Genomic DNA, 24,189 nt, shown 5'->3' on the forward strand with positions numbered 1-24,189 from the left:
CATCTGAGTGCGCCCGAAGGCGCGGAGGAGAAAGGGAGTATCACTATGGCAATGTCAGTCGCCGTGCTCGGTGCCGGCGGAAAAATGGGCTTTCGGGTGACCAGGAAACTTGTCGATGCGGGCTACGATGTCCGCGCGGTCGAGATCGGCGATGCCGGCCGGCAGAAGCTTGCCGAGGCCGGCATCACGGCGGTCGGCATGGATGACGGCGTGCCGGGGGCCAAGGTGGTGGTGATGGCGCTGCCCGACAATCTGATCGGCCAGTTGGCGCGGCAGATTTCGCCCAAGGTCGCCTCGGGCAGCATGCTGGTCATTCTCGATGCCGCTGCGCCCTATGCCGAGGACCTGCCCAGGGACCGGCCGGACCTCACCTATTTCGTCGGCCATCCCTGCCATCCGCCGCTCTTTGGCGATGAGACGGAATGGGCGGCGCGGCGCGATTATCATGGCGGCATTGCCAGGCAATCGATCGTCTGCGCGCTGATGCAGGGGCCGGAGGAGCACTATACGCTGGGTGAGGAAATCTGCCGCGCCATGTGGTCGCCGATCATCGATTGCCATCGCGTCACGGTCGAACAGCTCGCAATCCTCGAACCGGGCCTGTCGGAAATGGTCGCCATGCCCTTCGTCGACACCATGGTCGAGGCGGTGGAGGAATGTGAGAAGAAATACGGCATTCCGCGCAAGGCGGCGCTGGATTTCCTCATCGGCCACCTCAATGTCGAGATCGCCATGTGGTTCGGCTTCTCGCCGAAAGTGCCGTCGGATGCGGCGCTCAGGCTGATGCGCTTCGCCAAGGGCGTCGTGGTGCGGGAGGATTGGCGCGAGGCGCTGTCGCCCGCCAAGGTCAAGGAAGCCTCGGAACTGATCGTCTATGGCAAAGGCACCTGAGAGCGAGGGAGGCGGTCGGATCATCTCGATTTCGACCGTGCTCTTCGATGGCTATCCGATGGAAGCGGCGATCGCCGAGATCGCCGGCTGCGGCGCACGCTATGTCGAGCCGGCCTTTATCAAAGGCTATGTCGATTTCGACGAGACCGCGTTTTCCTCCCGGCCCGCCCGGCAGCTCCGCACGATGATCGAGGCGGCGGGGCTCAAAGTGCATGCCGTCTCTGCCCACATGGACCTGTCTTGCGCCGACGCCATGGTCATGCTCGACCGGCGGATCGGATTTGCCACAGATATCGGCGCGCAAGTGCTGATCACCAATGCCGGACCGGCTCAGGGGTGCGACAGGATTATCGATGTCATCCGGTCGCAACTGCCCAGGCTCGAAGCCTGGGGCGGCATGCTGGCGCTGGAAAATCCGGGCCACGGGTCCGGCGACCTGATCGGCAATGCGGCGGAGGGCAGGGCGCTGGTCGATGCGATCGGCTCGCCGTATGTGCGGCTCAATCACGACGCTGCCAATGTCTTCACCTATAGCCGTGAAGCGCTGCAGCCTGCCGATGACTACCGTCGCGCGTCCGATGCCATCGGGCATGTTCATTTCAAGGACGTGGAGGCCACGCCGGAGGGCTGGTGGTTCTGCGCCATCGGCTTGGGCGACGTCGACCTTGCCTCCTATCTCGCTGCCATTCCGGAGAGGATGCCGCTCAGCCTCGAGCTGCCGCTCCGGCTCAAACGTCCTGGCCGTGGCGATCCGCGCCGGGCGGTTGAGCCAAAACCGCTTGGCGCGCTTCGTGCCGCTTTGGCGCAATCACTGGATTTCATCAACGATCGGGCCAATGGCCCCCGTCGAAATTTATCCATTGACGACAAGACGCTTACGTGATTGGTGTACTGGTATGATGTGTTAATGAGATGGTGACCATGGAGGATGGTCGCCAAACCCCAAACGGAGGAGAAACAAATGAAGAAACTACTCATGGCGTCGCTTGCTGGAGCGGCTCTCTGCCTGTCGATGGCGCTGCCCGCGGCGGCATCGAAGGACAAGCCGGTCATCGCGCTGTCGAACGCCTATTACGGCAATACCTGGCGCCATCAGATGGTCGAAGCCTTCGAGGCGGCGGCCAAGCAGGCCAAGACCGATGGCAAGATCGCCGACTATATCATCATGAACGGTGACGGTTCGGTGGCGCAGCAGAACAGCCAGTTGGGCGAACTGATCCTCAAGGGCGTCGACGTTCTTCTGGTCGACGCCGCCTCCGAAACCGCCGTCAATGGCGTGATCGGCAAGGCCTGCAAGGCCGGCATTATCGTCATTTCGTTCGACTCGGTGGCATCGGCCCCGTGCAATTACCAGCTTAATTTCGATTTCAAGGGCTATAAGGCTGAGCAGGCCGAAGCCGTGTTCAAGATGCTCGGCGGCAAGGGCAATGTGATCCAGGTGCGCGGCGTCAAGGGCTCGGCGCCGGACAACGACATGTACAACGCGCAGAAATCGACGCTGGCGAAATACCCGAACATAAAGGTCGTGGCCACGGTCTATGGCCAGGCGACGGCTTCCGTGGCGCAAGCCGCGATCACCAATGTGCTACCGTCGCTGCCGCATGTCGATGCCGTTCTCGGCCAGGGCGGCTCGGACGATGTCGGCATTGCCCAGGCCTTCCAGCAATACGGTGGCGAATATAACGGCCATATGCCTGTTATCGAAGGCGGCGGCGGCACCGATTTCGTCAAGTGGTGGGCCGAGGAGAACAAGAAGAACGGCTACCAGACCGTGTCGATGAACACGACGCCGGGCATTGGCGGCGCGGCCTTCTGGCTCGGTCTTGCGCTGCTCGACGGTGGCAAGGCGCCGAAGATGATGATCATGCCGGTCGCGACGGTTGATTCCTCCAACCTCGCCGACTACGCGAAGCTGCCGGGCGGCCAGATCATCAGCCCTAGCTATTCGCCGGATTGGGTGAAGCAGAACCTGCTTACCAAGTGATCATTCTCCCGAGGCGGCCGGTGCTCGCGCATGTCTCCCGAAAGTGGTCACCAGTTTCGGGATAAAGACATGCGCAAAACCAGAAAGCTAAAGCGCAAATGCGCTTTAGCTGGTCGCCTCGGCATTTCCAGCACCTGTTCACCTGCCGGCTCTGCGCTGGACGAGAAAGGGCGATGGCGGATATCCTGACCTTGAACCACAACGATGAAAGCACCGGCGCAGTCATGATCGAGCGTCAACCCGATCTCAGCGAACGTGCGCCGATCGTGTCGCTCAAGGCGATCGTCAAGGCCTACGGGCCGACGCTTGCCAATGCCGGCATCGACCTGACCATCCGGCCCGGCGAGGTCATCGGCCTGATCGGCGGCAATGGCGCCGGCAAGTCGACGCTGATGAAGATCCTCTGCGGTGCGGTGCGTCCCGATTCCGGCGAGATTGCCTTCGATGGTCGGCCGATCGACACCTCTGCCTATGGCCCCGCGGACGCGCAGAAACATGGCGTGCGCATGGTGCACCAGGAACTGTCGCTTTGCGGCAATCTCTCGGTCGCGGAGAATTTCTATCTCGAAACCCCTGAAAACACCGGCCTGCCGGGCTGGCGCGGGCGCTATCGCCTGCAGGCCGGCAAGATGCTGGCAAACGTCTTTGAAAATTCGTCCATCGATCCCAATGCCGAAGTCGGCCACCTGACCATCGGCGAGCGGCAGATGGTCGAGATCGCCCGCGCGGCGGCGACATCAGGCGTTCGCCTGGTCGTGCTCGACGAGCCGACCTCGTCGCTTGACCAGGAGCGTTCGCGCCAGCTTCGCGCCTATATCCGCAAGCAATCGGCGGCAGGCACCGCCATCATCTTCATTTCGCACAAGCTGCAAGAGGTGATCGATATCGCCACGCGCGTCGTGGTGCTGCGCAACGGCGCGCTTGCCTGGACAGGCGAGGCCGCCGATGCCTCAATCGAAAAGCTCGTGCAACTGATGGGCGGCAATGTCGAGGCCATCCGCGCAACCGGCGAGCGCCGGGCTGCCGCATCCGGCAGGGCCGTCATCCGCCTTTCCGGCGCGCTCACCGAGCCGCTCGGCCGCGATGTCGAGATCCGGGCAGGCGAGATCATCGGCCTTGCCGGTCTCGAAGGCAGCGGCCAGAAGGAAGTGCTGCACGCCATTTTCGCCCCGCATGGCCATGATATCAGCCGTACCGTCGGGGCGAGCTTCATTGCCGGCGACCGCGCCAAGGAAGGCATCTTTCCGCTGTGGAACGTACTCGGCAATATTTCGATCGGCCGCATCGCCGCGCGCCAGCCGCTGGCCCGTGTCTCCGACGAGGCGGAGCGGCGCGCAGCGCTCGATCCGGCGGCGGAACTGCGGCTGGCGGAAAGCCGGCTGCCGTCCAACATTCTCGAACTCTCGGGCGGCAACCAGCAGAAGGCTCTGGTGGTGCGAGTGCTGGTCGCCGATGCGCCGATCATCCTTCTCGATGACCCGACGCGTGGCGTCGACATTGCCACCAAGCAAGACTTTTATCGTATCTGCAACACGATCGCCGCCGCGGGCCGCACGCTCGTCTGGCTCTCGACCGAAGATGCCGAACTGCTGACCGCCGATCGCGTGCTGRTATTCTCCGGCGGCAGGATCGTCGATGAACTGGTCGGCGAGAACATTACCGAGGCGGCAATCGTCGCGGCCTCCTTTGCCCATCAGGGCAAGCAGGAGGCCGGCGACAATGCCAGGGCGGAAAGAGCGGGGCGCCTGGGCCGCTGGGCGGTCAACGCCGCGCCTTTTGTCAGCCTCGCGGTCGTCTTCGCCATCATGGCCTTCGTCAATCCGGCCGTCACCTCGGTCTTCGGGCTCGACCTGCTGCTGATGCCGGCTTTGTCGCTGGTGCTGGTGGCGGTGGCGCAGATGTTCGTCATCGGCGGCAGCGAGATCGATCTCGGTGTCGGCGCGTTTACCGGGCTGATCAGCGTACTGAGTGCGACGCTGCTCTATGACCAGCCACTTTATGGCGCGCTGGCGATTGTCGCGGCTCTGATCGCCTATGCAGGACTGGGCGTGCTGATCGAGGCCCGAAAAATCCCGGCGATCGTCGTCACGCTGGGTGCGTCCTTCATCTGGATCGGCATCGGCTATTCGCTACAGCCGACGCCCGGCGGCGCCAGCCCCGACTGGCTCACGCAGGCGGTCGGCTGGTCGATCGGCAGCCTACCGACATCGATCATCCTCATTCTCATCGTGGCCGTGATCGCCATGTTCATCGACCGGACGCCGCTCGGAGTCACCCTGCGCGGCTTCGGCGCCAATCCCGGCGCCATGGTCAAGTCGGGCTGGAAGCCGGTGCGTTACGCGCTGATCCGCTACCTGATCTCCGGCCTGTTCGCCGGCGTGGCGGGCATGTCGCTGACGGCGATCAACACCGCGAGCGACATCAATTCCGGCAATTCCTATACGCTGCTCAGCGTCGCAGCCGTGGTGATGGGCGGATCGAGCCTGATCGGCGGCATCATCTCGCCAGCCGGCGTCGTGGCCGGCGCGATCACATTGTCGCTGATCGGCGCGCTGCTCGGCGTGCTCAACGTCTCCAGCGACTACAATGCCGCAACGCAGGGTCTGCTGCTGATCGCGCTGCTCGCGTTCCGGAGCCTTGTGGCTGAGAGAAGGAGCAAGGCATGAAGGGCTTTTCCGACTTTGGCGGCTGGGCGCAGCAGAACCGCTGGATCTGGTCGGCCGCGGCTGTCGTCATTCTCTGGCTGATCCTGTCCTTCGTCACCAGCCGTTTCAGCCTGTCCAACCTGTCGGGCATCATCCTCTCCGCCGCCTTCCTGACACTGATCGGTCTGGGGCAGATGTTCGTGGTGACGACCGGGCGCGGCAATATCGATCTCTCGATCGCCTCGGTGCTGACGCTGAATGCCTATGTGGCGCTGATCGTCATCCACGGCGATGACGCCAACCTGTGGCTGGGCCTAGCGGCTGCCGCTGTGCTCGGCCTGGCGATCGGCTTGTTCAATGCCTTTTTCGTGGTCATGCTGCGTATTCCGGCCATCATCGCCACGCTCGCCACAGGCTATATCCTGGCGACGGCGACGCTGAAAGCCAATCAGGCGATCCCGGGCTTTGCCGTCAGCCCGGCGCTCAAATATATTGCCGGCACCCGCATCGCCGGCTTCCCGATCATGTCGATGATTGCTTTCGTGGCGGTATGCGTCACGGCTTACATCCTCAAATACACCGCATTTGGCCGCAAACTCTCGGCTGTCGGACAAAGCCGCGATGCGGCGCGGCTGGCCGGCGTACGCTCGGGGCGGATCATTACCTCGGCCTTCGTCATTTCGGCGCTGATCGCATCCTTCACCGGACTGCTGCTCGGCGCCTATGTCGGCGGCGCGTTCCTCGAAATGGGGCAGCCCTATCTGCTGCAATCCGTCGCCGCGGTCGTCCTGGGCGGCACGCTGATCTTCGGCGGCTCGGCGACGGCGCTCGGCACCCTGTTCGCCTCCATCCTGCTGATCCTGATCGTGACGCTGATGCAGATTCTGGGCCTGCCGCCGGGCGCGCAGGACATGGTGCAGGGCGTGGTTGTCATTCTGGTGCTGGCGCTTGCCGGCAGAGAAGCGGGCCGCCGGCGTGCAGCTCCGGCGAACGTGCAGAAGGCCGGTTGAAGCGACTACGCGGCTAAAGCGCAAGACCTTTTGTCCGCTTGGTATCAATCTGCCATTTTTGCGTGATCCGTCGCCAAAGGCGAGGCGCTGATAGCCGTCCTCTGTGATGACAATCCCGCACCGCAACATGCCCACTTGTAATTTTCCTTCAAGGCTTGCATGTTCTACGCGCTGGATTTGATTGCCGACGGCCTGATCTCACACGTGGGGGTATGGGAATGCGCAAGTGTCTGTTTTCGGCCTATAATTTACTTTTTCCGCTGCTTTTTTGTCTGATGGCTGTGCCTGCTTCGGCGCAGCAAGGCCCGCCGCCGGTGACTGTCGCCAAGCCGGTCGTGCGCGACGTCGTTGACAATGACGAGTTCGTTGGCCGCTTCGACGCGGTGGACGAAGTGGCCGTCAGGGCGCGCGTCGGCGGCTATTTGCAGGAAGTGCATTTCACCGATGGATCACTGGTCAAGAAGGGCGATCTGCTGTTCGTCATCGACCAGCGGCCGTTTACCATCGCGCTCGATCAGGCCAAGGCGCAGCTCGATGCAGCCAAGGCCAGCGAGACTTATGCCGAGGCGCAATACAAGCGTGCCGAGGGTCTGTCCAACAGTGCCGCCCAGTCGATCTCGACACTTGAGGATCGCCGGCGTGAATTGCTCTCCTCCCAGGCCAATGTCCGCGCCGCACAGGCGACGGCGGATCGCGCCGCGCTCGACCTCGAATATACCAAGATCACCGCGCCGATCAGCGGCCGCATCGACAGGAAGCTGATCTCGGTCGGCAATCTCATCCAGGCCGACCAATCGATCCTGACGACGATCGTGACGCTCGACCCGATCGATTTCTATTTCGATGTCGACGAGCGGCGTTTGCTCAATTTCGCCAACACGGCGCGCGGCAAGGGCGACGATATCCAGCTCGGCGGCGGTGGCGTCGATGTTCTCGTCACGATCGCCGACCGCACCGCCAAGCCATTCGCGGGCAAGCTGGATTTCGCCGAGAACCGGATCGACAAGGAAACGGGCACGATGCGGCTGCGCGCCCGTTTCGACAACCCGAAGCTTATCCTGCAGCCTGGCCTGTTCGGCCGCATTCAGGTCCAGGCCTCCAATACCTACAAGGCCGTGCTCGTTCCCGATGAGGCGATCGGCTCGGACCAGAATGAGCGCGTCGTCTATGTGGTCGCCGCTGACGGCACGGTCTCGACCAAGCCGATCCGGCCCGGCCCGCGTCTCTATGGCTACCGCGTCGTGCGCGAGGGCCTGGATGGCACGGAGACCATCATCGTCAATGGCCTGATGCGCGCCCGGCCCGGCGCCAAGGTGACGCCGCAGATGATCGAGCTGCCGAAGCAGCGCGACGATATCCCGCCGGAGGCGGCAAGCATGGAGCTTGCCCAATGAGGTTCGCCCATTTCTTCATCGACAGGCCGATCTTCGCATCGGTGCTGTCCTTCGTGCTGCTGATCGTCGGCGGGCTTGCCTATTTCCAGCTGCCGGTGGCCCAATATCCTGAGATCGCACCGCCGACCATCGTCATTCGCACCGCCTATCCGGGCGCCGACGCCGAGACGATCGCCAATACCGTGGCGACGCCGCTGGAGCAGGAGATCAACGGCGTCGAGGACATGCTCTACATGTCCTCCTATTCGACCGCCGACGGATCGATGGCGCTGACGGTGACCTTCAAGCTCGGCACCGATCTCGACAAGGCGCAGGTGCTGGTGCAGAATCGCGTCTCGATCGCCGAACCGCGGCTGCCTGAGGATGTGCGGCGTATCGGCATCACCACTGCCAAGAGCTCGCCCGACCTGATGATGGTGATCCACATCCTGTCGCCCAATCTGCGCTATGACCAGCTCTACGTTTCCAACTATGCCCGCAGCCGCATCCGCGACCGCCTCGTTCGCCTGGATGGCGTCGGCGACGTGGTGCTRTTCGGCGAACGTGAATATTCCCTGCGCATCTGGCTTGATCCGGAGAAACTGTCGGCCTATGGCATGACGGCGTCCGACGTCGTGCAGGCGCTGCGCGACCAGAATGTGCAGGTCTCGGGCGGCCTGATCGGCGCACCGCCGACAACAGACTACAACGCGTTCCAATATACGGTGACGACGCAAGGGCGCTTCACCGATGCGCGGCAATTCCGCTATGTGGTGGTCAAGGCGAGCGGCAATGGGCGACTGGTGCAGTTGCAGGATGTCGCGCGCGTCGAATTGGGCGCCAAGGACTATGTGACCAACAGCTATCTCGACGGCAAGCCGGCGGTGGCGCTCGGCATATTTGCCCGGCCCGGCACCAATGCGCTGGCCGCCGCGGCCGATATCAAGAAGACCATAGCGGATATTTCCAAGGATTTCCCGCCGGGACTTACCTACGACATCATCTATAACCCGACCGAATTCATCGCGGAATCGATCAGCGAGGTCTACAAGACCATCGGCGAGGCAGCGATCCTGGTCGCCATCGTCGTGCTGATCTTCCTGCAATCCTGGCGCACGGCGATCATTCCGATCGTCGCGATCCCGGTATCGCTGATCGGTACCTTCGCCTTCCTGCTCGCCTTCGGCTTTTCGCTCAACATGCTGACCCTGTTCGGCCTGGTGCTGGCAATCGGCATCGTCGTCGACGATGCGATCGTGGTGGTCGAGAATGTCGAGCGTAATCTGGCGCTCGGCAAGACACCGCGCGAAGCAGCACACGTAACGATGAACGAAGTCGGCGTTGCGGTCGTCGCCATCTCGCTGGTGCTGATTGCGGTCTTCGTGCCCACGGCCTTCATTCCCGGCATTTCCGGCCAGTTCTACCGGCAGTTCGCGGTGACGATCTCGGTGGCCACGGCCATCTCGGCGTTCAACTCGCTGACGCTGTCGCCGGCGCTCGCCGCTATCGTGCTTCGGCCGCATGAGGAGGGACACCATAGCCGCAATCCACTGAGACGCTTGGCCGATGGCTTCAACTACGGCTTCGACAGGTTGAGCACGGGCTATTCCTGGATCGTCCGGCATATGATCGGGACGGGGGCGGCGATCGCAGCATCGCTGTTGGTTTTCGCAGGCCTGCTGGCAGCGACCTATTTCATGGGAGCGAATGTGCCGCGCGGCTTCGTGCCGAGCATGGACCAGGGCTACGCTATCGTCGTCGTGCAATTGCCTGACGGAGCGTCGCTGTCGAGGACCGATGCGGTGATCAAGAAAGCGACCGAGATCATCAACACGGTGCCGGGCGTCAAGCATTCGGTCGCTTTTGCCGGCTTCAGCGGCGCCACTTTTACCAATGCGTCGAATTCGGGCGTCATCTTCACGCCCTTCGATTCATTCGAGGAGCGCCTGAAGAAGGGCGAGAGCGCAGGCGCCATTGTCGGCCAGCTCTATATGAAGCTGCAAAGCATCCAGGAAGCCTTCATCATCGCCATCCCGCCGCCGGCAATCGCCGGCATCGGCAATGGCGGCGGCTTCAAGATACAGTTGATGGACCTTGAGCGCTCCGACATGAGCCGCGTGCTGGCCACCGCCTATCAGCTGATGGGCAAGGCCAACCAGACGCCGGGACTGGCCGGCGTGTTCACCACCTTCTCGGCATCGAGCCCGCAATATTTCCTCGATATCGACCGTGACAAGGCCCGCGTGCTCAACGTGCCGATCCCGAATATCTTCGATACGCTGTCGACCAATCTGGGTACGGCTTACGTCAACGATTTCAATGCGTTCGGGCATGTTTATCAAGTGCGCGCACAGGCCGACGAACGCTTCCGCAACGATCGCGAGAGCATATTGGCGCTGAAAGTGCGCTCGGCCACCGGCGCACTTGTGCCGCTCGGCACGCTGGTCGATATCCGCGACATCAGCGGCCCATCGCTTGTCCAGCACTACAACATGTATGTCTCGGTTCCGGTGCAGGGCAATCCGGCGCCGGGTTTTTCGACCGGCAGCGCGATCGAGAAAATGGAGGCGCTGGCGCATGAATTGCAGCCGCCCGGCACGACCTTCGAGTGGACCGAGCTTGCCTTCCAGGAAAAGAACACCGGCAATACGGCAGTCTATATCTTTGCGCTGTCCGTGGTGTTCGTGTTCCTGGCGCTGTCGGCGCAATATGAAAGCTGGGTTCTGCCGCTGGCGATCATCCTGATCGTGCCGCTCGCCATCCTAGCGGCGCTGATCGGCGTCTACCTGCGTGGCCAGGACAACAATATCCTGACCCAGATCGGCCTCATCGTGCTGATCGGACTCGCGGCAAAGAACGCCATCCTGATTGTCGAATTCGCCCGCCAGGCGCAGGAGAGGGGCGAGAGTGCCGTCGAAGCTGCGATCGAGGCCTGCCGGCTGCGCCTGCGGCCGATCCTGATGACCGCGTTTGCCTTCATCTTCGGCGTCGTGCCGCTGATGATCGCCACCGGACCAGGCGCCGAAATGCGCCAGGCGCTGGGCACGGCGGTGTTTTCGGGCATGCTCGGCGTGACGTTGTTCGGCCTGTTCCTGACGCCGGTCTTCTATGTCACGCTGCGTGCGCGGCGCAGGAAGTCGGAAGAGCCGATGGAGGCGGAGGAGACGGTGGCAGAGAAGCCGGTGTGATCGCTCCTGGCTGCACTGTTACCTCACAGCACAGCCGTCGAGGAACAGCTTGCAGCATGCACGGGCACGGGCGATTATCTCGTCGTCCGATATCTCGCCGCGTTGGCCGAGCATCACGGCCCGTTGCGGCTCCATGGTCATCATGCCGCGCAGCATGCCGGTCGCCATCGCGACGTCGTCAAGTGCGATGGCATTCTTGTCTTGTTGAGTGGAAAGCCACTGTTCCATGGCTCGGGCGGTGCGCACGATGGCTCTATGGTAAAACACTGTCGCAAGCTCGGGAAATCTGGCGGATTCACTCATCACCAGGCGGATGATCGCGATCGTATCTTGAGAGAGCGTCAGACGGCCATAGGCGATCAGCAGCCTTTCCAGGCCTTCACGCGGTGTCAGGCCTTCCAGATTATGTTCGTCGATGCCGACCAGAAACCTGGCGATCTGGCGTTCGACGACTTCTGAGAACAGGTCTCCCTTAGCCGGAAACAGCCGGTAGAGCGTCTTGGTCGACACACCGGCTGTTTGCGCGATGGCGGTAATATTGGCCGCGGCGAAGCCGTCTTTCTTGAAATGTTCGTTGGCGGCGTCGATGATGACCGATTTCGTGTCGTCGTCGCATCGCACCTGCGGCCGCCCACGCGAGCGTTTGGTTGGCTCTAATTGGATATCCATGTCGGTTTCCTCAGTTTCATCTACCCTAGACCATATTTAGGAAAATTGCAACTTTCCTTAAATTGTGGTGCCGGCTGTCGGCTTAAATAAATACGAACATAAATATTTTCCAAATTCCCATTGACTGCGGGGCAAATGCTCCTATTTTGGAAAATAGAAATTTTCTTTAACGCCGACGATGGTCCGGAAGTCGATGCATCGCCCGCCAACAGGAGCGAAGGAAATGGAACAGAATGTCATCGCACTGAACGACAAGATCTCCGCCAAGGCACCGGAGCCGGCTAAGCAAGTCGCTGTTCCGAGCGCAGACGCGGGCGCCACTTTGCGGGCGACTGAACCGGTCGCACCGACCGCACCAGCGGCGGAAACCAGGTCGCCGGCCAAGCCGCGCGGCAGGGGTTGGCTCAAGAAGGGCTTGCTGATGGCGACGGCCGCTGTGGTCATCGCCGCCGCCGGCTATTTCGTCCATCAATACTGGACCGTCGGGCGCTTCTTCGTCTCCACCGATGACGCCTATGTCAAGGCAGATAGCAGCGCCGTGGCACCCAAGGTGTCCGGCTATCTGAAGACAGTGCTTGTCGGCGACAATCAGCGGGTCAAGGCAGGGCAGGTGGTGGCCGTCATCGATGACGCCGACTATGCCACGGCGCTCGAACAGGCCAAAGCCGACGTGGCTGCCGCAAAGGCGACCGTCGAAGCGAAGAAGGCATCGCTGGCCACACAGCAGCAGGTCATCGCTGCCGCGAGTGCGTCGGTTGACATCGACCGTGCCAATGAAAAGTTCGCCGAGCAGAACGACAAGCGCTATGCCAAGCTCGCGGTAGACAAGATCGCGCCCGTGCAGACGGCGGAACTGGCTTCGTCGTCGTTCGCCGCCAACCGAGCCACGACTGCGAGAGACACCGCCTCGCTGGAGGCGGCCAGGAAGCAGGTCGTGCTGCTGCAGGCCGAAGTCGCGCAGGCGCAAGCCGCGTTGTCGCGCAGCCACGCCCTGCAGCATCAGGCGGAATTGAACCTCTCCTACTCGAAGGTGATCGCGCCGATCGACGGCGTCGTCGGCAACCGGACGCTGCGTACCGGCCAATATGTCCAGGCCGGCACGCAGTTGATGACCATCGTGCCGACGCAGGATGCCTATGTCGTCGCCAATTTCAAGGAAACGCAACTGACCGACGTCCGGCCGGGACAGGCCGTCGATATCGAAGTCGATATGTTCCCCGGCCAAGTCTATCACGGCCATGTCGACAGCATTGCGCCGGCCAGCGGCCAGGAATTCGCGCTGCTGCCGCCGGACAACGCGACCGGCAATTTCACCAAGGTCGTACAGCGCATCCCGGTCAGGATCATCCTTGATCGCAATGCCGCGATCTCGGATCTGTTGCGGCCCGGAATGTCGGTTGAGCCGAGCATCGATACCAGAACGTAAGACAGAAACCTTTGACCCGTGGTCGGGGAGGATCAAGTCATGTCGAACAGTGCAATCACGGCTGATGTCCAGGTGCGTCCCGCCTCGGCCACTCCGAAAGCCGGAACGAGGGAATGGATCGCCGTCCTCGCCGGCATGATCGGCGCATTCATGGCGATCCTCAACATCCAGATCACCAATGCCTCGCTGCTGGACATCGAAGGCGGCATCGGCACCGGCGTCGACAACGGGGCGTGGATTTCCACCTCCTATCTGATCGGTGAGATCATCGTCATTCCGCTGACGGCCTATTTCAGCAGCGTCTTTTCGTTTCGCCGCTACATGCTGATCAACACGGTGCTGTTTCCGCTGTTTTCCATGGCCTGTGCCTTCGCTCACGACCTCAACACGATGATCCTCTTGAGAGGATTACAGGGCTTTGCCGGCGGCGTGCTGATCCCGATGGCCTTCACCATGGTGCTGACCAAGCTGCCCAAGCAGCAGCAGCCGATCGGGCTGGCCATTTTCGCGCTGTCCGTCACCTTCGCACCGGCGATCGGCCCGACCATTGGCGGCTATCTGACGGAAAATTATGGCTGGCAGACCATTTTCTTCATCAACACCATCCCGAGCGCGATCATGACCCTGGCGCTTGCTGCCACCCTGGACAAGCAGCCGATGAAGCTCGGCCTGCTCAGGGAAGGCGACTGGGCCGGCATCGTCACCATGTCGATCGGTCTTGCGGCATTCCAGACCGTGCTCGAGGAAGGCAACAAGGACGACTGGTTCTCGTCGCCATTCATCCTGAAACTCAGCATCGTCGCCTTTGTTTTCCTTGCCGCTTTCATCTGGATCGAGCTCAGCGTCAAGAAGCCGCTGGTCAAGCTCAGCCTGCTGACGGAACGGAATTTCGGGCTCGGCGTGGTGGTCAATGTGCTGGTCGGCGTGGCGCTGTTCGGAACGGTCTATATCCTGCCGCAATATCTCGGCCAGGTGCAGCGCTATAATGCCGAGCAGATCGGCAGCGTGCTGGCCTGGACGGGCCTGCCGCAGCTGCTGCTGATTCCGCTGGTTCCCATGCTGATGAAGCGGTTCGATGCGCGCTATATTGCCTTTGTCGGCATCAGCATTTTCGCGCTCAGCTGTTTCATGAACATCGCGCTGTCAGCCGACAATGGCGGAGACCAGTTCTGGATTCCGAACATCGTCCGGGCGATCGGCCAGGCCCTGGTGCTGACCCCGATCACCGCGATCACCACCGCCGCGATTTCGCCGGCCGATGCTGCCGCGGCCTCGGGGCTGAGCAACATGCTGCGTAACCTCGGCGGTGCGGTCGGCACGGCGTCGCTGGGCACCATCCTGACCAAGCGCGAGCAGTTCCATTCGAACATTATCGGCCAGTCGATCACCGCCGGCCGTGCGGAAGTCCAGACCCGCATCGATCAGTTGACGTCCTATTTCATGGCGCATGGCGTCACCGATCATGCCAAGGCAACCAGCGAAGCGTTCGTGACGCTCGGCCGCATCGTCAAGCGCCAGGCGTTGATCCTGGGCTTCGGCGACACATTCGCCGTGATTGGGGTTTTGTTGGCGCTCGCCGCGATTACGGTGCTGTTCACCAGAAAAGCCGGTGCCGGCGGCGGGGCAGGGGCGCATTGAGTGGCGCCTCGGCGTGTCAAATGCGAAGAAGGGATATCCGCCCGCATTCCGAATTGATCGGGACGCGGGCGTTATTTTGCTCGCATCCCTTATATCGAATGCAACAATCCGCCATCGCAGGCGATGGCCTGGCCGGTGATATAGCTGGCCCGGTCGCTCGCCAAGAAACCAGCAAGGGCGGCGAATTCCCTGGGCGTCCCGAGCCGTCCGGCCGGGATCTGGGCGGAGATCTTGGCTTCGTCGACGCCGACCTCGATCAGCCGCTCCGTCAGTGTATAGCCGGGCAGGATGGCATTTACCGTCACACCCTTCGACGCATATTCGCGGCTGATCGTGTTGACGAGGCCATGCAGGCCGGCGCGAAAACCGTTCGACAGAGCGAGATTGGCGATCGGCTCGCGCGCGGCGACGGAGGTGATGACGATGATCCGTCCCCAGCCCTTGTCGCTCATCGAGGGCAGGGCCGCCCTGATCGCGCCGACACTGCTCATCCACAGACCCTCGAAAGCATCGCGCCAATCCTGTTCGCTGGCCTCGCCGAATTTGCGGGGCGGCGGGCCGCCGGTATTGACCACGAGGATGTCCAGCGATCCCATGTCCACAACGCTTTGCTCGACGACGCGGCCGGCTTCGCCCGGCTTGGAGAGGTCGACTGCATAGCCCCTGGCGCCGATCTTGGCGGCAGCGGAGGTGACCCTCTCGGCATCGCGGGCGCAGATGGCGACAGTGGCGCCTTCGGCTGCAAGCTCGCTCGCGACGGCAAAGCCGAGGCCGCGCGAGCCGCCCATCACCAGCGCATTCTTCTTGGCAAGCCCGAGGTCCATGGCTCAGTCCTTCACGTCGAATATGACGACGCCCAGTCCCTGCAGGTCGTAACGGAAGGAGCCGGCCTGTTTTGGAAATTTCGTCGTCACCAGGCTGCCGGTCAGGATGATGTCGCCAGCCTTGAGCGCGCTGCCCCGGTCAAACAGATGATTGGCGAGCCAGGCGAGCGGATTGAACGGATGGCCGAGAACATCGCGGCCATAGCCGCTGTCGAGTTCCCGGCTATCGAGGCTGACCGTGCCCTTGAGATCTTCCAGCTCCGGCCATGGGCTTTGCCAATCGCTGAGGATGATGCCGGCGTTCCAGGCATTGTCGGCGATCAATGACAGGGCATCGAGCGTGGCATAGTCGGCATTGCGGTCGTCGACGATCTCGACGGCAGCGCAAACGCCGCCGACCGCCGATGCGATCGACTGGCTGGTAAACGGGCCTTCCGACGGATGAAGATCACGCGCCATCCGCACGCCAATTTCGAATTCCACGCCGAGGCGGCCATAAAGCTGGCGCTTGAGGTGAGCGCCATTCCGCTCCACCCGGTCGGCGAAGATCACGCCGGCCACCGGTGAATCGATATTGCACATCGTCTGCATTCTCGCCGATGTGAGACCGATCTTGTAGCCGATGCCTTTGCCCTGATCGCGGATATGACTGACATAATGATCCTGCACGGCATAGGCATCGTACTGTGTCCGCACCCCATCATCTGTCCGCAGCGGCACGAATTGCCTCGATGCCAGATGATCGTCGTAAAGACGCTTGCCGGTTTCAGAATAATCCATGGCTCCCCCATTCCGGCCTTGGGCCGACAGGGATGTCGATTCCAAGCCTGTGCGACTGCATCGAACCCAATCCTCCGTGTGAGCCCGCCATGCACATATCCAACGTCTGCGCGGCAAGCGTCAATGCCTGAATCATTTCAGGTGCCGTGGTCGTCCGATCGATGAAGCTTGGAGCGCGTGACCACCAGGCGTCGCGCGCAATCTGGCCTGCCGTTCCTAGATCTTCACGTCAAAGGCCGCTTTGACCAACCGACTGGTATAGTCCGTCTGCGGGCTCGACAGCACCTGCTCGACGGGGCCTTCCTCGGCGATGTTGCCGTGCTGCATGACGATGACCCGGTGGCACAGCGCGCGCACCACTTTGAGGTCATGCGAGATGAACAGGTAGCTCAGGCCACGTTCGGCTTGCAGCTTGCGCAGGAGGTCGATGATCTGCGCCTGGACGGAGAGGTCGAGCGCCGATGTCGGCTCGTCGAGCAGGATGAATTCCGGTTCGACGGCGATGGCCCGGGCGATGGCGACACGCTGGCGCTGGCCGCCGGAGAATTCGTGCGGGAAGCGGGAGAGGATGTTGGTCGGCAGGCCGGCGCTGGCAAGCGCGTCGCGGACGCGCTCCAACCGCTCTGCCTTGGTCGCGCCGATGCCGTTGACCACCAGCCCTTCCTCGATGATCTGGCCGACGGTCATGCGCGGGTTGAGCGATGAGAACGGATCCTGGAAGACGACCTGCATGCGGCTGCGCAGGGGCCGCATTTCTTCGCGCGATTTCTTGGTGATCGGCGCGCCGTCGAACAGCACCTCGCCGCCGTCCATGTGGATCAAGCGCAGCAGCGCCTGGCCGAAAGTGGTTTTGCCAGAGCCGGATTCACCGACAAGGCCAAGCGTCTCGTGCCGTCTGAGCGAAAGGCTCAGATTGTTGACCGCCACCAATTCCTTATATTGCGGATGGAAGAAGCCGCCGGATTTGAGCGTATAGGCGACCCGGACATTGCGGCCTTCCAGCACGATCGGGGAGTCGTCGGGGATGGGGTTGGCCTGTCCGCGCGGCTCCGAGCCGAGGAGGTGGCGGGTGTATTCGTGGCGTGGATTCTGGAACAGCGCTTCGGTGGTGTTGTGTTCCTTCACTTCGCCACGCCGCATCACATAGACATAGTCGGAGAACTGCCTGACGACGGTGAGGTCGTGGGTGATCAGGATCACGGCCATGCCATGGGCCTTCTGCAGATCGCGGATCAGGTTGAGGATCTGCGCCTGCACGGTGACGTCGAGCGCCGTGGTTGGCTCGTCGGCGATCAGCACGTCGGGATTGTTGGCGAGCGCGATGGCGATCATCACTCGTTGCCGCTGGCCGCCGGAAAGCTGGTGCGGATATTGGTCGAGTCGCGCTTCCGGATCGGGAATCCGCACCTCGTTGAGAAGTGCAAGTGCCCGCTTGCGTGCCTCGGCGCGGCTGACGCGATTATGCACACGGATCGCCTCGATGATCTGACTGCCGATCGAATAGACCGGGTTGAGCGAGCTCATCGGCTCCTGGAAGATCATCGATATGCGGTCGCCGCGCAGGGCGCGCCGCTCGCTCTTCGAGCATTTCAGCACGTCGCGACCCTTGAAATGGATCTCGGCGCCGCGCGTGATCGAGGCGCGCTTGGAGAGCAGGCCCATGATCGAGCGGGCCGTCACCGACTTGCCCGAACCGGATTCACCGACCACAGCGATGGTTTCGCCGCGATAGACATCGAAGGACACGCCTTTGACCGCCTCAACCTGTCCTGCCTCGACCTTGAAACTGACGGCGAGGTTCTTGACCGAGAGGATGGGAGGCTCGGCGCTTCCGATCTTGTCCTGCCGTTCTGGGGGTACGAATTCTTCCGTCGACATGGGCGCCTCAATAGGGATCGATGGCATCGCGCAGGCCATCGCCCAGCGCGTTGAAGGCAAAGACAGTCAGCAGCACGGCGCCGACCGGAGCGAGAATCCAGGGATAGGAACCGATCACCGAATAGGTGGACGTGTCCTGCAGCATCAGGCCCCAGGAGATCAGCGGCGGCTTGACCGCGAAACCGAGGAATCCGAGGAAGGATTCGAGCAGCACGACATTGGGGATGTTGAGCGTCACGGCGACGATCACATGGCTCATGACGTTGGGGAAAATATGCTGGAAGATGATCCGCCGATCGCTCGCGCCGATCGCCATCGCCGCCTTGACATAGTCGACACGGGCGAGCGCCAGCGTCTTGCCGCGCACCTCGCGCGACAGCTGCGCCCAGCCGAGTGCCGAGAGCAGGATGATGACGAAGGCGAGGAAGACATTGGTCGGCGCCGTCACCGGGATCAAGGACGTGAGCGCCAGGTAGAGCGGCAATTGTGGAAAGGCGAGTACCAGCTCGACGAAACGCTGCATCCAGACATCGAACCGGCCGCCGAAATAGCCCGAGACCATGCCGACCGTGGTGCCGATGACGGTGATGAAGAACACCACTGTCAGCGCGATCATCAGCGAGACGCGCGAGCCGTAGATGACGCGCGATAGCACGTCGCGGCCGAATTTGTCGGTGCCGAGGAAATGCGCCGGATCGCCATTGGTCGCGCCGAAGAAATGCCGGTTAAAGGTGAAGAGGCCCAGCACCGGATAGTCTGCGCCCTCGACGAAGAAGCCGAGCTCGGTTGGGTGATCATAATCCGGCTTCAGCAGCGGCTGGAAGGTGACGGGGTCGAGATCCTCGCTCTCGGCCAGCGGATAGATGCGCGGCCGGAAAGAAAAGGCGCCGTCCTTGCCGGTGAAATAGATGCCGTCGGGCGGCGCGTACCCGGTATCGGTGGCCTTCGGGTCGAGCGGGGCGAAGAAGGGTGCGAAGATCGACATGATCAGCAGGAGCACGACCAGGACAAGGCCGAACATGCCCGTCCAGGAGCGCCGCAGCCGACGCCAGACCAGCGCCAGATAGGTCTCGTTCTTGTGGTCCGCATGCGCCTCCGCAAGCGGTTGCTTCAATGTGTTTTCCGGCGGTGCCAGCATGGTCATCAGTTGGCTCCCAGTCGGATGCGTGGGTCAAGGGCCACGAGCAGCATGTCGGCGATGATATTGCCGACGATCAGCGTCGCCGACAGCACCATCATGAATGTCGCGGTCACATAGACGTCGCCGACATGCATCGAGCCGACGATTGCGGGGCCGACGGTCGGCAGGGCGAAGATGATCGCGGTCTCGATCTCGCCGGTCAGCATATAGGGCAGCACCACGCCCTGATACATGACCAGCGGATGCAGCGCATTCGGCACGGCGTGCTTGAGCACGACACTCGTCTCCGACAGGCCCTTGGCGCGCGCCGTCTCGACATATTGGGCGTTGAGCGTGTCGAGCAGGTTACCGCGCATCACCCGCATATTGTAGGCCAGTCCGCCGAAGGTCGCGATGGCGACGACCGGCCAGATATGCTGCACAAGGTTGACGAACTTGTCCCAAGACCAGGGCTGGCCGCCGTATTTGGCGGAGAAGAAGCTGTTGACTTCGCTGACATTGAGATGAAACACCAGAATATAGACGATGATCAACGCCATCAGGAAGCGCGGCACTGTCATTCCGAGGAAGGAAACTGCCGATATCAACTGGTCGATCCAGCTATATTGTCGTGTCGCGGCGATGACGCCGAAGCTGATGCCGAAGATCGACGCGAGGATGTGGCAGGTGAGCGCGAGCAGGATGGTGCGCGGCAATCGCTCGGCCACCACATCCGCCACCGGCTTGTTGTAGAACATGCTCTGGCCGAAATCGCCGCGGGTGAAGATGCCCCACATCCAGTTGACATATTGGACGGGAATGGGCCGATCAAGGCCGTGTTCCCTAGCATAGGCCTTGGCCTGTGCATCCGCCGCCTCGAACGAGGCGCCGCCCTGGTTGATCAACTGCGAGCGGATATAGTCGCTATAGTCGCCCGGCGGCGCCTTGATGATCCCGAATGTCACGACGCTCAGGATCAGGAGGACCGGTATGGCGGAGGCGATCCGCACGAGAAGAAAGCGCAGCATGTCGACCTTTCAGGTGGCATACGAGAAGCAGGCCCCGGAGCCTCCGAGGAGGCATCCGGGACCCACCCGGGAGAACCGTTATTGCAGCGGGTTGCCACCCGGCTGGCCGACCAGCATGTCCTTGTGCAGTTCGAAATCGGACTGCTTGTCCTTCGGCACGAACACCCGTTCACGGATGATGTTGTCTTCAGCCCAATTGAACATGAAGATCGGCGTGCCCGGCGGAATGTTGGAGAAGCGCTTGTTGATGATCAGCGCGCCCGGATATTCGGTCAGGCCGACACCGTTGATGTTCTCCGTCGAGACATGCTGGTAGTCTTTCATGATCTTGGCGCGTTCAGCAGGGTCTTGCGACTTGATGAAGGCGCTGACCAGGTCGACCATCTTCTGTTCGAAGGGCATCAGGTCGAGCTTGTCATCCTTGCCGGCGCGGTGGAACCAGCTTGTCTGCGGACCGGTTGCTGCCAGCGCCGCGGTGTTCTGCACCGTCGAGGTGAGCTCGGAGTCATGGCGGCGGATCACCCAGTCGAACTTGCCGGCATATTCGGCATTGTCGCGCTTGGTGCCGTCGAGCGTGTTGAGGACGATGCGCAGGCCAAGCTTTTCCATCTGGCCGACGACGCCTTCCGCAAGGCTCTTATCGGTGGTGTAGTCGCCGTTGACCAGCAGCGTGATCTCGACATCCTTGCCGCCCTTGTCGGCGGGGAAGTTGACGATGCCGTCGCCGTCAGTGTCCTTCAGGCCGGCCGCAGCGAGCTCCTTCTTCGCTTCCTTCAGGTTGAAGGGATAGTAGACCGTGGACTTGCGGTCATAGAAGTTGTTGCCCGAGGCGAGGCCGCCAGGATAGATCGAGGTGAACGGACCCTTGACCAGCGACTGGCCGAGCTTGGCCCGGTCGACCGCCATGGTCACCGCCTTGCGGAAGTGAAGATCGCGGTCGAGTTCGCGGATCGCCTGGCCACGCGCATCGGGATCGCCCCAGCCGTTGGCGGAGAAGTTCATATAGAGATTGTAGCCGATCAGGCGGGCGCCGAAAGCAAGCCGTGCGGGGGCCTTCGGATCGGCCGCGCGCTTGAGCGACTCGACGAAGTTTTCCGGCTGCTCCAGGTTGGAGAAGTCGCCCGAGCCAGCCACGGCCTGCACGTCGCGGTCCGCCCAGGTCGAGAGCTTGTATTCCAACTCGTTGAGATAGGGCAGCTGGTTGCCCTTCTCGTCGACCTTCCAATAGTAGGGATTGCGGCGCAGCACGATAATGTCGTCCGCCCGGTATTCCACCACGCCCCAGGCGCCCATGGTCGGGAAGCCCAGATAGTTCGGCGGGAAGGCGTTCTTGTACTGCTCGTAGGTGTTCTTCGAATATTTCGGATGCTGGGGTTTCAGGATATGCGCCGGGCCGGGGCAGAAGGTGCCATAGGCCATCGCATAGATATATTGCTTGGGGAACGCCTCCTTGAAGGTCCATTCGACGGTGTAGTCGTCGATCTTCTTCAGCGTCGTGCCGGCGCCGAACGTTTCCGGTGTGGCGCCGTTCAGCGGGCTGACATTCGGGTCGACGACGTTGTCGTCCCAATAGAACATCACGTCTTCGGAGGTGAAGGGCACGCCGTCGGACCATTTGGCGCCTTCGATCAGGTGCATGGTCAGCTTGTGGCCGTCCTTGGACCATTCCCAGCTCTTGGCGAGGTTCGGCAGCGGCTCGAGCGCTTCGGGCTTGACCTGGAAGAGCGGTGCGGTGCGCGTCAGGCATTCGGAAAGGCCGATATCGATGCCGCCCCAACCCTGGGTCTGGCCGGCTTCATAGTTCCAGCCTTCCGGCCGGCCGCCGATGACATGGCGCATGACGTCGCCATAGACGCCGACGCCATCGACCATGTTCTTGGTCTTGAAGACCATCGGCTCCTTCGGCAGGCGATCCTTGACGGCCGGCAGCTTGCCGGTCTTGACGAATTTCTCCGTCACCCAGTCCGGCTCGTGATATTGCGGCAGCGCCTTGAATTCGAGGATGTCGGTCGGCAGCACGTATTTGATCTTGCCCTGTGCGGCAAAAGTCTTCGGCTCCGGCGGCGACTCGGCAAAGGACGACGCAGCGCTGATCGCAATCGCGGACGCGCTGATGGCGAGCACAAGGCTCGACCGGATCGCAACTTTCTTGTTCATCTCATCTCCCACTTTCTGTGGCCGGTCCATTCCGGCCGTTCCCTACCTATATGACCGCGGACACGAGCCTCCTCAGGTGTCCGCGGTATTCCGTCGATCTGCTTCAGCTCGCCTTGGCGAGTTTCTCGGCCTTCAGTTCCTCGACCGAACGCACCGCGCGGCGCGCCGAACCCGCCCATTCGCGGGTCTTGACCTTCGGGTTCTTCAGCCGCTCGCGCGCAGCCGGAATGGCATCGGCATATTGCGGCAGCCAATTGGCTTGGGCAACAAGCATTTCATCGACCATCTGCCAAATCTCATCCGGCGAAGCGATGGCGCCGACCAGCGGGTCATGCAGCATGGAGAGCTTCAGGAGATCGACATCACCGGCAATCGCGGCATGCACGCTCATCCGCTGCACGTTGATCGAGGAGATGCAGGTGGCGGCACAGGCTTCCGGTAGGGTGATGCCGGCGCTCATGTTGAGGCCGAAGCGATCGACGAAGCCGGGGGATTCGATGATCGCGTCCGACGGCAGGTTGGTGATCACGCCCTTGTTCTTGACGTTGAAATGGCCGCGATAGACGCGCCCCGTCTCCAGTGCTTCGAGAATGTGGCTGGCATGTTCGTTGGAGCGCTTGTACTGGCTGAACGGCTTTTCGGCTTCCTTGAGGAATTCCGGGAATTCCGTCTCGAACCAGTTGCGGTTCTCGGTCGTGTAGCGCAGGTAGCCGCCGGTCTCGCCGTGGATCCAGTCGGACATGTCGATCCACTTGGTGATCTCTTCCGGCCGCTTGCGATACCAGGGCAGGTATTCGGAGAGATGACCGTTGCTTTCGGTCGAATAGAAGCCGAAGCGCTTCAGCACATCGATGCGCACCTTTTCCTGCTTGGAGAACACCGGATGCGCCTCGAAGGCGGCGACCAGTTCGTCCTTGCCGATCTTGCGGCCGCGCAGGCGGATGTCGACATACCAGGTCTGGTGGTTGATGCCCGAGCAGATGAAATCGAGTTCGCCGTGCTTGGCGCCGAGGATTTCTTCGATCTGCTCGCCGCCGTGCTGGACGCCGTGGCAAAGACCGATCGTGTCGACCTTGCCATATTCGATCGCCGCCCAGGTGTTCATCGCCATCGGGTTGGCATAGTTGAGGAATTTCGCGCCGGTCTCGGCCACAGCATTGATATCGCGGCAGAAATCCAGGATCACCGGGATGTTGCGCTGGCCGTACATGATGCCGCCGGCGCAGATCGTGTCGCCGACGCATTGGTCGATGCCATAGGAAAGCGGGATGCGGATATCGTCGGCATAGGCTTCGAGACCGCCGACCCGAACACAGGACAGGATGTAGCGCGCCCCTTCGAGCGCCTTCTTGCGATCGGTCGTCGCCGAAATCCTGACCTTGAGGCCGTTCGCATCCTTGATCTTGTTGAGCAGCGTGCTGATGAGGGAAAGATTGTGCTCAGACATATCGGTCAGGGCAAACTCGACGTCCTGAAATTCCGGCACGGATAGAATGTCGGTGAAGAGCTTGCGGGTGAAGCCGACGCTGCCTGCGCCGATGATCGCGATTTTGAAGGTCATTCTATTTGCGTCCATTA

At 61.9% G+C, this 24,189-nt stretch carries 17 protein-coding genes; 9 read left to right on the top strand and 8 right to left on the bottom strand.

Going from position 1 to position 24,189, the window contains the following annotated elements; genetic code table 11:
- Positions 1-45: 45 nt before the first annotated feature.
- The 7 genes from AC1D06_RS10065 (at position 46) to AC1D06_RS10095 (ending at position 11,091) form a co-directional block, all read left to right on the top strand.
- Positions 46-891 (top strand): phosphogluconate dehydrogenase C-terminal domain-containing protein, encoded by an 846-nt coding sequence (locus AC1D06_RS10065; RefSeq protein WP_477986098.1) that lies wholly within the window; start codon positions 46-48, stop codon positions 889-891.
- Positions 875-1,774, top strand: a complete 900-nt coding sequence (locus AC1D06_RS10070) for a sugar phosphate isomerase/epimerase family protein (protein ID WP_477986099.1) — start codon at positions 875-877, stop codon at positions 1,772-1,774. Before AC1D06_RS10065 ends, AC1D06_RS10070 begins: the two co-directional genes overlap by 17 nt.
- A gap of 78 nt (positions 1,775-1,852) precedes the next feature.
- On the top strand, positions 1,853-2,875 hold the full coding sequence (locus AC1D06_RS10075; RefSeq protein ID WP_477882404.1) for a substrate-binding domain-containing protein: 1,023 nt from the start codon (positions 1,853-1,855) through the stop codon (positions 2,873-2,875).
- A gap of 224 nt (positions 2,876-3,099) precedes the next feature.
- The gene (locus AC1D06_RS10080) at positions 3,100-5,541 is read left to right on the top strand and encodes an ATP-binding cassette domain-containing protein (RefSeq protein ID WP_477986176.1); all 2,442 of its coding nucleotides are present in this window, start codon (positions 3,100-3,102) and stop codon (positions 5,539-5,541) included.
- Complete coding sequence (locus tag AC1D06_RS10085; RefSeq protein WP_477986100.1) at positions 5,538-6,530, top strand: ABC transporter permease; 993 nt, start codon at positions 5,538-5,540, stop codon at positions 6,528-6,530. Before AC1D06_RS10080 ends, AC1D06_RS10085 begins: the two co-directional genes overlap by 4 nt.
- A gap of 275 nt (positions 6,531-6,805) precedes the next feature.
- Positions 6,806-7,924, top strand: a complete 1,119-nt coding sequence (locus AC1D06_RS10090; protein ID WP_477882408.1) for an efflux RND transporter periplasmic adaptor subunit — start codon at positions 6,806-6,808, stop codon at positions 7,922-7,924.
- On the top strand, positions 7,921-11,091 hold the full coding sequence (locus AC1D06_RS10095) for an efflux RND transporter permease subunit (protein ID WP_477986101.1): 3,171 nt from the start codon (positions 7,921-7,923) through the stop codon (positions 11,089-11,091). Before AC1D06_RS10090 ends, AC1D06_RS10095 begins: the two co-directional genes overlap by 4 nt.
- Before the next feature lie 18 nt (positions 11,092-11,109).
- On the opposite strand, the gene AC1D06_RS10100 is transcribed toward AC1D06_RS10095, so the two are convergent.
- Positions 11,110-11,760 (bottom strand): TetR/AcrR family transcriptional regulator, encoded by a 651-nt coding sequence (locus AC1D06_RS10100; RefSeq protein ID WP_477986102.1) that lies wholly within the window; start codon positions 11,758-11,760, stop codon positions 11,110-11,112.
- Positions 11,761-11,983: 223 nt separating this feature from the next.
- Here AC1D06_RS10100 and AC1D06_RS10105 point away from each other — a divergent pair, with 223 nt between their 5' ends.
- Together AC1D06_RS10105 and AC1D06_RS10110 are read left to right on the top strand one after the other, a co-directional pair.
- Complete coding sequence (locus AC1D06_RS10105) at positions 11,984-13,186, top strand: HlyD family secretion protein (protein ID WP_477986103.1); 1,203 nt, start codon at positions 11,984-11,986, stop codon at positions 13,184-13,186.
- A 39-nt stretch (positions 13,187-13,225) separates the two neighbouring features.
- On the top strand, positions 13,226-14,824 hold the full coding sequence (locus AC1D06_RS10110) for a DHA2 family efflux MFS transporter permease subunit (RefSeq protein ID WP_477986104.1): 1,599 nt from the start codon (positions 13,226-13,228) through the stop codon (positions 14,822-14,824).
- Positions 14,825-14,913: 89 nt separating this feature from the next.
- Here the strand turns inward: AC1D06_RS10110 and AC1D06_RS10115 are convergent, their stop codons facing one another.
- From AC1D06_RS10115 to melA, 7 genes are all read right to left on the bottom strand, one after another.
- Positions 14,914-15,648: an SDR family oxidoreductase gene (locus AC1D06_RS10115; RefSeq protein ID WP_477986105.1), complete on the bottom strand. Its 735-nt coding sequence runs from the start codon at positions 15,646-15,648 to the stop codon at positions 14,914-14,916.
- A gap of 3 nt (positions 15,649-15,651) precedes the next feature.
- On the bottom strand, positions 15,652-16,428 hold the full coding sequence (locus AC1D06_RS10120; protein WP_477986106.1) for a 2-keto-4-pentenoate hydratase: 777 nt from the start codon (positions 16,426-16,428) through the stop codon (positions 15,652-15,654).
- A 216-nt stretch (positions 16,429-16,644) separates the two neighbouring features.
- Positions 16,645-18,306, bottom strand: coding sequence for an ABC transporter ATP-binding protein (locus tag AC1D06_RS10125; protein ID WP_477986107.1), 1,662 nt, complete (start codon positions 18,304-18,306; stop codon positions 16,645-16,647).
- A gap of 7 nt (positions 18,307-18,313) precedes the next feature.
- Positions 18,314-19,444: an ABC transporter permease gene (locus tag AC1D06_RS10130; RefSeq protein WP_477882463.1), complete on the bottom strand. Its 1,131-nt coding sequence runs from the start codon at positions 19,442-19,444 to the stop codon at positions 18,314-18,316.
- A gap of 5 nt (positions 19,445-19,449) precedes the next feature.
- The gene (locus AC1D06_RS10135; RefSeq protein WP_477882420.1) at positions 19,450-20,454 is read right to left on the bottom strand and encodes an ABC transporter permease; all 1,005 of its coding nucleotides are present in this window, start codon (positions 20,452-20,454) and stop codon (positions 19,450-19,452) included.
- 78 nt (positions 20,455-20,532) lie between these two features.
- The gene (locus AC1D06_RS10140; protein ID WP_477986108.1) at positions 20,533-22,611 is read right to left on the bottom strand and encodes an ABC transporter substrate-binding protein; all 2,079 of its coding nucleotides are present in this window, start codon (positions 22,609-22,611) and stop codon (positions 20,533-20,535) included.
- A gap of 103 nt (positions 22,612-22,714) precedes the next feature.
- On the bottom strand, positions 22,715-24,172 hold the full coding sequence (gene melA, locus AC1D06_RS10145; RefSeq protein ID WP_477986110.1) for an alpha-galactosidase: 1,458 nt from the start codon (positions 24,170-24,172) through the stop codon (positions 22,715-22,717).
- Positions 24,173-24,189: the final 17 nt, after the last annotated feature.

The sequence above is a fragment of the Rhizobium sp. P2_G2 genome (assembly GCF_056403555.1).

Coding starts and splice junctions, on each gene's coding strand:
- AC1D06_RS10085 (WP_477986100.1), top strand. CDS start 5,538: ATGAAGGGCTTTTCCGACTTTGGCGGCTGGGCGCAGCAGAACCGCTGG.
- AC1D06_RS10100 (WP_477986102.1), bottom strand. CDS start 11,760: ATGGATATCCAATTAGAGCCAACCAAACGCTCGCGTGGGCGGCCGCAG.
- AC1D06_RS10120 (WP_477986106.1), bottom strand. CDS start 16,428: ATGGATTATTCTGAAACCGGCAAGCGTCTTTACGACGATCATCTGGCA.
- AC1D06_RS10125 (WP_477986107.1), bottom strand. CDS start 18,306: ATGTCGACGGAAGAATTCGTACCCCCAGAACGGCAGGACAAGATCGGA.
- AC1D06_RS10075 (WP_477882404.1), top strand. CDS start 1,853: ATGAAGAAACTACTCATGGCGTCGCTTGCTGGAGCGGCTCTCTGCCTG.
- AC1D06_RS10065 (WP_477986098.1), top strand. CDS start 46: ATGGCAATGTCAGTCGCCGTGCTCGGTGCCGGCGGAAAAATGGGCTTT.
- AC1D06_RS10090 (WP_477882408.1), top strand. CDS start 6,806: ATGGCTGTGCCTGCTTCGGCGCAGCAAGGCCCGCCGCCGGTGACTGTC.
- AC1D06_RS10105 (WP_477986103.1), top strand. CDS start 11,984: ATGGAACAGAATGTCATCGCACTGAACGACAAGATCTCCGCCAAGGCA.
- AC1D06_RS10140 (WP_477986108.1), bottom strand. CDS start 22,611: ATGAACAAGAAAGTTGCGATCCGGTCGAGCCTTGTGCTCGCCATCAGC.
- AC1D06_RS10115 (WP_477986105.1), bottom strand. CDS start 15,648: ATGGACCTCGGGCTTGCCAAGAAGAATGCGCTGGTGATGGGCGGCTCG.
- AC1D06_RS10110 (WP_477986104.1), top strand. CDS start 13,226: ATGTCGAACAGTGCAATCACGGCTGATGTCCAGGTGCGTCCCGCCTCG.
- AC1D06_RS10070 (WP_477986099.1), top strand. CDS start 875: ATGGCAAAGGCACCTGAGAGCGAGGGAGGCGGTCGGATCATCTCGATT.
- AC1D06_RS10135 (WP_477882420.1), bottom strand. CDS start 20,454: ATGCTGCGCTTTCTTCTCGTGCGGATCGCCTCCGCCATACCGGTCCTC.
- AC1D06_RS10130 (WP_477882463.1), bottom strand. CDS start 19,444: ATGCTGGCACCGCCGGAAAACACATTGAAGCAACCGCTTGCGGAGGCG.
- melA (WP_477986110.1), bottom strand. CDS start 24,172: ATGACCTTCAAAATCGCGATCATCGGCGCAGGCAGCGTCGGCTTCACC.